Below are 8112 nucleotides of genomic sequence, written 5' to 3' on the forward strand. Positions count from 1 at the left end.
GCTCCGGCGCCGCCCTCCAGGGTGATCCGGCCGTCCGGACCGGTCCGGTGCTGCCCGATCATGTGTGTTCCATGAGGCGCGGGGCCGGCGCGGATGGCGGGAGGACCGGTCCGTGGAAATCTCTATCACCTGAAAAAATTGGAGACCGGGTGGCCACGAGATCGCCTCGGGCCACCCGGCCGGCCGGGAACGACGTGAGACCTACGCCGTGGCCCCGCCCTTCCACGCGGCCTCCAGGAACTGCCGGGCCTGGGCCACGAGGAGCCGGTCCTCCGGGGCGGTGCCCGCGAACATCCCGTGCGGCGCCCCCTCGAAGACATGCAGCTGGGCCCGGACACCGGCGGCCAGCAGCTTCCGGTGCATACGGACGGTGTCCGAGAGCAGATAGTCGCTGGTGCCGCTGAACAGGATCGTGGGCGGCCAGTCGGCGCCGATCCGTCCGAAGAGCGGCGAGAGACACGGATCCATGAGGTCGTGGTCGCCCGCGTACAGCCTCACGTTGTTCAAGAGCCCGCCGGGATCATCGGAGCCGTTGGTGACGATGGTGTCACCGGAGAGGGTGAGGTCGACGGAGGGGGAGTTCAGTACGGCCGCACAGGGCATCGGCAGCCGCTCCTCCTGGAGCCGGAGCAGCAGGGCGGCGGTGAGATTCCCGCCGGCGGACAGTCCGCTGATCGCGATGGAGGCCGGATCGTGGCTCTTCAGGAGGGTGCGGTACGCGTCGAGGCAGTCGTCCAGCGCCGCGGGGTAGGGGTGGTCGGGCGGCATCCGGTAGTCGACGCTCCACACGGTGACGCCGTAGGCGCCCGCGACGAAGCGCGTCGCCGCCCTCGTCGCAGCGCCGCCGCCCAGGACGAACGCCCCGCCGTGGATGCTCAGCAGGACCCGCCGGTCGTCGGGGGCGAGACCTTCCGGGGTGCCGACGTGGACGCGTGTGTCCGCGAGTTCGACGGCATCGACCGCGACCGCGACGCCCGTGTCCACGGCGCCCGTGGTCGCGAGCGCGATGGCGTCCGCGTACTCCGGTACCGAGCCGGCCGCGACGACGGCACGCCACGCCTCGATGTCGTCCGGCTCGGGCGAGGGGGATTCCGGGCGCGACGCCAGCATCGCCAGCCATGACCGGGCTTCGGGGCTCAGCCCGTACTCCGTGTTCCGTCCGGTCATGACGCCGGCACCTCGCCCGACCGGGCGACGCCACCGAGCCAGGCCAGGCTCGGCTTCGGCTGCCGCTCGAAGGTCTCGCGGTCGACCGCGATGAGCCCGAACGTCGGTTCCCAGTGGCCCCATTCGAAGTTGTCGAGCGCGGTCCAGTGCAGATAGCCACGGACATCGACCCCGTCGTCCATGGCGGCGGTCAGATGCCGCAGGGCCTCGCCGGTGTACGCGATACGCCGTGTGTCGTCACCGGTGGCGATGCCGTTCTCGGTGACGAGGACCGGGACGCCGCCGGTGACGTCCCAGGCGTGGCGCACCGCCATCCCCAGGGAGTCCGGCCGGTACGCGGTTCCGACGAGGGTGTTGTCGGGGTGCGGCGCGTGCGGCACGGGGCCGTTCTCGTCGACCTCCTGCGTGGAGTAGGCCTGGACCCCGATGAAGTCGTCCTGCCGCGCGGCTTCGAGGTACAGGTCCTCCCGGACGTAACGCTCCTCGACGAGCCTCGCCTCGTTCTCGGGCTTCGCGGTCAGGGCCTGGTTGGCGATGGTCCAGCCGACCTTGGCGTCGGTCCGCTCCTTGAGGATTTCCCGCGCCGCGTCGTGGACACGCGCGAGACGGCGTCCGACCTCGGGGTCGGGCGCGGGCAGCACCATCTGCACATCGCCTTCGACCGTCGGGCTCTGCCAGTCGGAGTCGCCCGACTCGGCGGCCTTCATGATCGCGCCCATCATCGCCAGCATGTTCGGCTCGTTGATGGTGCAGACCCACTCCACCCCCTCCAGGATGGAGGTCGCCTCGGTGACGTAGTTCGCGAAGCGGTCGATCGCGCTCTCGACCATCCACGAGCCCTCGTCGGCGAACCACCGCGGGGTGGAGAAGTGATGCAGGGTGACGACGGGGGTGAGCCCCAGCCCGAGGGCCGTATCGATCATGCAGCGGTAGTGTGCGAGTTCCGCCCTGGAGAAGTGGCCGGGTATCGGTTCGATACGCGCCCACTCGATCCCGAAACGGTAGGCGTTCAGGCCGGCTTCGGCCAGCAGCCGCATGTCCTCGTCGTACCGGTGGTAGCTGTCGATCGCGTCCCCGCTGAGCGCCATACCGGGGGTGACCTGCTCCCGCGCCCACCAGTCGCTGTTGATGTTGTTGCCTTCGATTTGGTGGGGTGCGGTGGACGCGCCCCAGAGGAAATCGCGCGATACACGGTTCATGGTCATCTCTTTCGGTCGATCGAGGGGAGACGGCTTCCGGCAGGGCCGGTCGTGCCGGTCACACGGGGTGCGCGGGTCGGTCATGGGTGTCGAGCCACCGGCACATCGTCCGGATCCCCCGGCGGAAGCCGCGGCCGTAGGGGTGGTTGAGGAATCCGTGCAAGGTCTTCCCGATGACGGTGTAGTCAACCGTGGAGCCGGCCGCGCGCAACTCGGACGCGAACCGGCCGCCGGAGGCGCGGAGGCTGTCCCGGTCGGCGTCCATCACGAGTGCGTCCGGAAGCCCCGCGAGGTCGGCCCCGGCCGGGAAGGCCCTCGGTGACAGCCGCTCGTCACCGATGTAGTTGAGCGTCATCCGGTCGTACGCCTCCGGTGTGAGGGCGACCCGGCCGGCCGGTCCGGTCAGCCGCGAGCGTACCGACTCGGGGAGCGGGGGCAGTGTGGGATGGAACCCGCCGTACGCGAGCGCCAGCCCCCACGGCCGTACGCCGGCTTCCCGGCGGAGGGCGACGGCCGCCGCCACGGCGAGGTTGGCTCCGGCGCTCGCCCCGCCGATGAACAGCCGGTCACCGCTGGTCACCGCCCGGTCGACGATGGCGCCGACCACGTCGTCCGGCGCGGCGGGGTAACGGTTCTCGGACGGTTCGAGGACGAGGGGCGAGCGGGTCGCGAGGGCGCGCCAGCCGAGCGCCGGTGCCAGCCGGTAGTCGACCGTACGCACCGGCCGGCCGGTGCCCGCGACGGCCTTCGCGACCGCGTGCGACTCCCGCTGGTCGAGGCCGCCGGACATCCAGCCGCCGCCATGGATCCACACCAGCGGCACGGCGTCGGCCCGTACCTCCTCCGGGAGGTAGTCGCGGACCGGGATCTCGCCGCCCCGGCCCTCGACCGTCCTGTCGACCGTGCGCACGGCGCCACGGCGCGAGCGGGTGGGCGGAGTGTCGGACATGGTTTCCTCCGTGGTGGGTCGTTCGGGCCGGCCGGGGGACCGGCGCGTGGCCCGAGGGGGCGGACGGCGCTCCTTCTGGACAACGTCCCTAGAAGCCGTTGGCGGCGTTCGCGCGCGCGAGTACGTCGTCCACCAGGCCCGGGGGGAACGCCGCGCCCGCCGTGCCGAGGAAGCGCCCGAACGGCAGCGAATCCAGCATCGGTCCGTAGTCGGTCTCCTCGGCGCCCGAGAACCGCTCGAACATCGCCGCGAAGACCTCGCGGAAGGCCGGACCGGCGAGGGGATCGCGCAGGATCTCCCCGATCGACGATTCCGCACCCAGCCGGTACCGCGCGGTCTCCCCGCGGAGTTCGGCCGTGCCGGAGAGCCGGATGTCCCGGCTCGACGCGCCCACCACGATGCGGTACGCGCCGCCCTCGACGAGCCAGCGCCCGAGCTCCTCGTCCCAGTGCTCGAACTCGCGCCCGGGTACGGTGACGACCACCTCGCCGGACCGGCCGGGCGCGAGGTCGACGGAGCCGAAACCCACCAGCCACTGAGGTGCGCGGACGACCGCGGAGCGGTCCCGTGACGCGTACAACTGGACGATCTCCCGGCCCGCCCGTGCGCCGCTGTTGCGGACGGTGACCCGTGCGGTGACGGCGTCGCCGTCCACATCGAGCGTCAGCGACTCGTATACGAAAGTCGTGTACGACAGGCCGTGCCCGAACGGGAAGGTGACGTCGATCGAGCGCGCGTCGTACCAGCGGTAGCCCACATGGATTCCCTCCCCGTAGCGCACACGCATCCGCTCGCCGGGGAAGTCCGTGAAGGACGGCGCGTCCTCAAGGCGGTCGGGGACGGTCTCCGCGAGGCGTCCGGACGGATTGACGGTGCCGAACAGGACATCCGCGAGCGCGCTGCCACCGGCCTGACCGAGCAGCGCGCCGTCGAGGATCGCCGACGGCCCGGCGACGATGGGCGCGAGCCGTACGACACCGCCGTGCGAGAGCACCACAACGGTGTGCGGCTGTACGGCGACCACCGCTTCGAGCAGGGCGAGCTGATCGGCCGGCAGTTCGATGTCGGCGCGGTCGGAGCCCTCGGTCTCCTGGCGGTCGAACAGGCCCAGGAACACAACAGCCACGTCCGCGTCCCGCGCGGCCGCCACCGCGTCCGCCCGCAGCACCGCCGGATCCGCCGGTGTGTCCGACGAGAAGCCCGCGGAGTAGGACACACCGGCGGGGGCGGCCCGAGCGCGGATCTCGTCGAGGGCCACATCGACCCGGATCGCGTTCACATGTGAGCTGCCCCCGCCCTGATAACGCGGCCGGGCGGCGAACTCGCCGATGACGGCGAGGCGTTGGGTGGGGGTGAGGGGAAGGATCCCCTGGTCGTCACGGAGCAGCACGATCGCCCGGGAGGCGACCTCGCGGGCGAGGTCATGGTGGTGGTCCACGTCCCACGAGGTGTCCGGGCGCCGCGCCTCGGCCGCCTTGCGGGCCACCCGGGCCACCCGCGCGGCCGCCTCCGTGACGACGGCGGGGTCGAGCCGCCCCTCCCGTACCGCGGCGACCACCCGGGCGTCGTCGAACCCGTCGTTGCCGGGCATCTGGAGGTCGAGACCGGCTTCCACCGCCGCCACCCGGTCGGCCACGGCACCCCAGTCGGAGACCACGAACCCCTCGAATCCCCACTGCTCGCGCAGAACCTCGGTGAGCAGCCAGCGGCTCTGGGACGCGTACACACCGTTGAGGCGGTTGTACGCGCACATCACCGTCCAGGGCCGGGCCTCCTCGACCACCTTCTGGAACGCGCGGAGGTAGATCTCACGGAGCGGGCGCGGATCGATATCGGCGCTCACCCGCATCCGGTCGGTTTCCTGGTTGTTGGCGGCGAAATGCTTGAGTGAAGCGCCCACCCCCATGCTCTGGAGACCGGACACCCACGCGGATCCGAGAGTTCCCGCGACGAGCGGATCCTCCGAGAAGTACTCGAAGTTCCGCCCTCCCCGGGGGTCCCGCTTGATATTCACCCCCGGCCCCAGCAGAAGCTGGATTCCGGCGGCCTGGCATTCGCGGCCGAGTGCCTCGCCCACGCGGAACACCAGGGAGGGATCCCAGGTCTGACTCAGGGCCACCGCCGGGGGAAAACAGGTCGCCGGGAGACTTCCCGAGAGCGCCAGATGGTCGGTGGCGCCCTCTTGCTTCCGCAGGCCGTGAGGTCCGTCCGTCATCAGGATCGACGGGACGTGGCCGGCCGCCCTGCTGGTCCAGAAATCCGCCCCGCTGCCGAGAGCGGCTTCCTGCTCGAGGGTCAGTTCGTCGGAGGTGGTGACGATCTCAGTCATGGTTCCCTTATGTCTGTCCATGATGCTGTCCATGGGCGGGGCGGAATGGCGGGAGGAATATCGGGAGGAATGCCGGAGGAATTCAGGGTCTGCGCACGGGCAGTATGGCGAGCGCGGCGGAAGCGACCAGCGCGAGCGCGGCCACCCAGACGAACCGGTACCCGCCGGTGAACGACACGACCGCTCCGGCGAGGGCCGGGCCGAGCGCCTGGCCCAGGTTGGTGGCGAGGCCCGCCACGCCGAGGTCGCGCCCGGCGGCGCTCGGGTCCGGCAGTACGTCGACGACCAGAGCCTGATCGACGGGAATGTAGATACCGAAGGCGAATCCGGCGACGACGGCCTGGACGAACAGCGCGGTAACCGTCGGGGAGAGCAGGGGAATGGCCATGGACAACCCCATGAGGAGGGAAGCGGCGAAGACGAAGGTCTTTCGGCGCTTCAGCCGGTCGGAGAGCGGGCCGGCGATCAGGATCGCCACCACCGTCGAGGGCAGCGCCGTCAGGGCGAGCAGCGGGACGAGCGCCGTGGCCTCGGTCGCGCTGAGGGCGGGCTTCACATAGCTCTGGAGCATATACAGACCGAGGGCCCCCGATACCCCGTATCCAAAGGTGAGGAGTATGCGGGACGCCCAGACCCAGAAGAAGTCCCGATCGCGCACGGCGTAGGTGAAACCGAGCAGGAACGACTTCCATTTGAATTCCGGGACACGCAGATCGAGCGAGGAGCTGTCCCGCACCCGCCAGGTGAAAAGCGTGACGGACAGCACGACAAGCGCGGCGAAGAGGAAGTAGCTGTTCAGGCCGAGGGTCGCGAGGGCGATTCCCGCGCCGACGCTTCCCAGCACACCGCCCAGGAACGAGCCGAAGCCGCCGATCGCCGACACACTGCCGCGCCGGGTCTCGACGATGCGGTCGGCGAGCGTCGCCCCCAGCGGGGAGACCGCGGCGTTCAGTGCCACCGAGGCGATGACCCACAACAGCGCGAGAACGGCCATGGTCGGCGCGTAGCGGACCGAGACGAGGAACCCGGCGCCGATGAACGAGCCCAGGAGTATCCACGGGGTGCGACGGCCGAGCCGGGTCCGGGTCCGGTCGGAGAACACGCCGATCAGCGGTTGCGCGACCATCGTCGCGATCAGGCCGATGGACGCGACGAGCGCCAGGGACTGCGCCCGGCCGGCGTCGAAGTCGGCCAGGATCCCCAGCAGACGGCTCTGTTCGGGTGTCGCGGTCGCCGTGCCGGCGGCGACGGCGTCCTTGAGCGCCGTGAGTTTCTGGAGGTCCGCGCCGGCGTCGTCGCCCGTGAAGAACCTCGCGACCTCCAGGACCTGCACCTGATGGGGGAGCAGCAGCGAGCCGACCCCTCCCCAGACACTGGAGAACGCGGCGAGCGCGAGCCCGTACCACAGCGCGTAGCGTCGAAGGGCGCGGCCGCGGAGGTACTTCGGGGAGGTTCCGGGTTCGGTGGGTTCGCATATCTGCGCGGTGGGGGCGGGCTCGGCGGACGGATCGCCGCCGGGTGTGTCAGCGAGAGAAGGCGTTGTCATGAGGTACCCCAAGAGCTCGTCACTGAACGATGAAGTTCGTCTGATGCTCGGCACTCGACTGAAGAACGAGGGCGCCCTCGCCGCCGGAAACAAAACAGTAACCGTTTCGGTTTCTTCCGACAAGATTCCGCGCGTCGAGTAATCTCGGGCCATGACCCGACGCTCGTACCCCAAGGGGCTGGCGAAGCGCGAGGAGATCCTCGCCATCGCCCTCGAAGTGATCGCCGAACACGGGTTCAGCGGAACCACCCTGCGCGAACTCGCCGACGCGTCGAACCTCAGCATCACCGGACTCGTTCACCACTTCGGCACCAAGGAGCGCTTGCTCACCGAAGTGCTCCGCCGGCGCGACGAGATCGACGCGGGTGTGTACGGGATGGACGAACTGCCGGACACAACAGCCGCGATGATCGAGCGCCTCGCCGGTCTGGTCGATCACAACGCCGCGGTTCCGGGGCTGGTGACGTTGTACTCGAACCTCGCGGCGGACGCCACCGCCCCCGAACACCCCGCTCACGAGTACTTCCGGGAACGCTACGACCGGGGCCGGGACCTCGGCGCGGCCTCCATGGGCCATCTGAGGGACCTCGGCGAGCTGCCCGACGGGGTGGATCCCGGCGATCTCGCCCAGCTGATGATCGCCGCGGTGGACGGGCTCCAACTGCTCTGGGAGTACGACAAGAGCATCGACATGACACGCGGTCTCCGGGCGCTCGGCACCCTGCTGAAGCTCGCCAACGAGGCAGGGCGCGCCGCCGACGGGTGACCCGGAGCGCGGGGCTTCGGCCGGCGCCGCCGTACCGCGCACGCGCGAGGGCCGGGTCAGGGCGTGCTGTGTCCAGTACCGCCATCGGCGCCGTACCGCGCACGCGCGAGGGCCGGACAGCGGGCAGACGCCCACCGTCCGGCCCTCGTGGCCGTG

At 70.6% G+C, this 8112-nt stretch carries 6 protein-coding genes; 1 reads left to right on the plus strand and 5 read right to left on the minus strand.

All coding sequences use genetic code 11. The features are described 5' to 3' along the window. Positions 1–201: 201 nt before the first annotated feature. The 5 genes from ACIP8W_RS13890 to ACIP8W_RS13910 all read right to left on the minus strand — a co-directional run bounded on the left by ACIP8W_RS13890 (position 202) and on the right by ACIP8W_RS13910 (position 7190). Entirely contained in the window at positions 202–1167 is a 966-nt protein-coding gene (locus ACIP8W_RS13890) for an alpha/beta hydrolase (protein ID WP_402203067.1), read from the minus strand. Further along, entirely contained in the window at positions 1164–2372 is a 1209-nt protein-coding gene (locus ACIP8W_RS13895) for a family 1 glycosylhydrolase (protein ID WP_401957441.1), read from the minus strand. Before ACIP8W_RS13895 ends, ACIP8W_RS13890 begins: the two co-directional genes overlap by 4 nt. Before the next feature lie 52 nt (positions 2373–2424). Continuing rightward, entirely contained in the window at positions 2425–3315 is an 891-nt protein-coding gene (locus tag ACIP8W_RS13900; protein ID WP_402154041.1) for an alpha/beta hydrolase fold domain-containing protein, read from the minus strand. Positions 3316–3403: 88 nt separating this feature from the next. Next, positions 3404–5644, minus strand: coding sequence for a glycoside hydrolase family 3 C-terminal domain-containing protein (locus tag ACIP8W_RS13905; RefSeq protein WP_401957446.1), 2241 nt, complete (start codon positions 5642–5644; stop codon positions 3404–3406). Positions 5645–5726: 82 nt separating this feature from the next. Further along, positions 5727–7190, minus strand: a complete 1464-nt coding sequence (locus ACIP8W_RS13910; RefSeq protein ID WP_401957448.1) for an MFS transporter — start codon at positions 7188–7190, stop codon at positions 5727–5729. A 151-nt stretch (positions 7191–7341) separates the two neighbouring features. On the opposite strand from ACIP8W_RS13910, the gene ACIP8W_RS13915 reads away from it, so the two are divergent. Beyond that, positions 7342–7956 (plus strand): TetR/AcrR family transcriptional regulator, encoded by a 615-nt coding sequence (locus ACIP8W_RS13915; protein WP_402203069.1) that lies wholly within the window; start codon positions 7342–7344, stop codon positions 7954–7956. Positions 7957–8112 lie beyond the last annotated feature (156 nt).

Origin of the sequence: Streptomyces sp. NPDC088554, from assembly GCF_044752945.1 — a bacterium.
Classification (GTDB): domain Bacteria; phylum Actinomycetota; class Actinomycetes; order Streptomycetales; family Streptomycetaceae; genus Streptomyces.

Bases quoted from the DNA above. Each gene is read 5' to 3' on its own strand.
- ACIP8W_RS13890 (WP_402203067.1), bottom strand. From the start codon at position 1,167: ATGACCGGACGGAACACGGAGTACGGGCTGAGCCCCGAAGCCCGGTCA.
- ACIP8W_RS13895 (WP_401957441.1), bottom strand. From the start codon at position 2,372: ATGACCATGAACCGTGTATCGCGCGATTTCCTCTGGGGCGCGTCCACC.
- ACIP8W_RS13900 (WP_402154041.1), bottom strand. From the start codon at position 3,315: ATGTCCGACACTCCGCCCACCCGCTCGCGCCGTGGCGCCGTGCGCACG.
- ACIP8W_RS13905 (WP_401957446.1), bottom strand. From the start codon at position 5,644: ATGACTGAGATCGTCACCACCTCCGACGAACTGACCCTCGAGCAGGAA.
- ACIP8W_RS13910 (WP_401957448.1), bottom strand. From the start codon at position 7,190: ATGACAACGCCTTCTCTCGCTGACACACCCGGCGGCGATCCGTCCGCC.
- ACIP8W_RS13915 (WP_402203069.1), top strand. From the start codon at position 7,342: ATGACCCGACGCTCGTACCCCAAGGGGCTGGCGAAGCGCGAGGAGATC.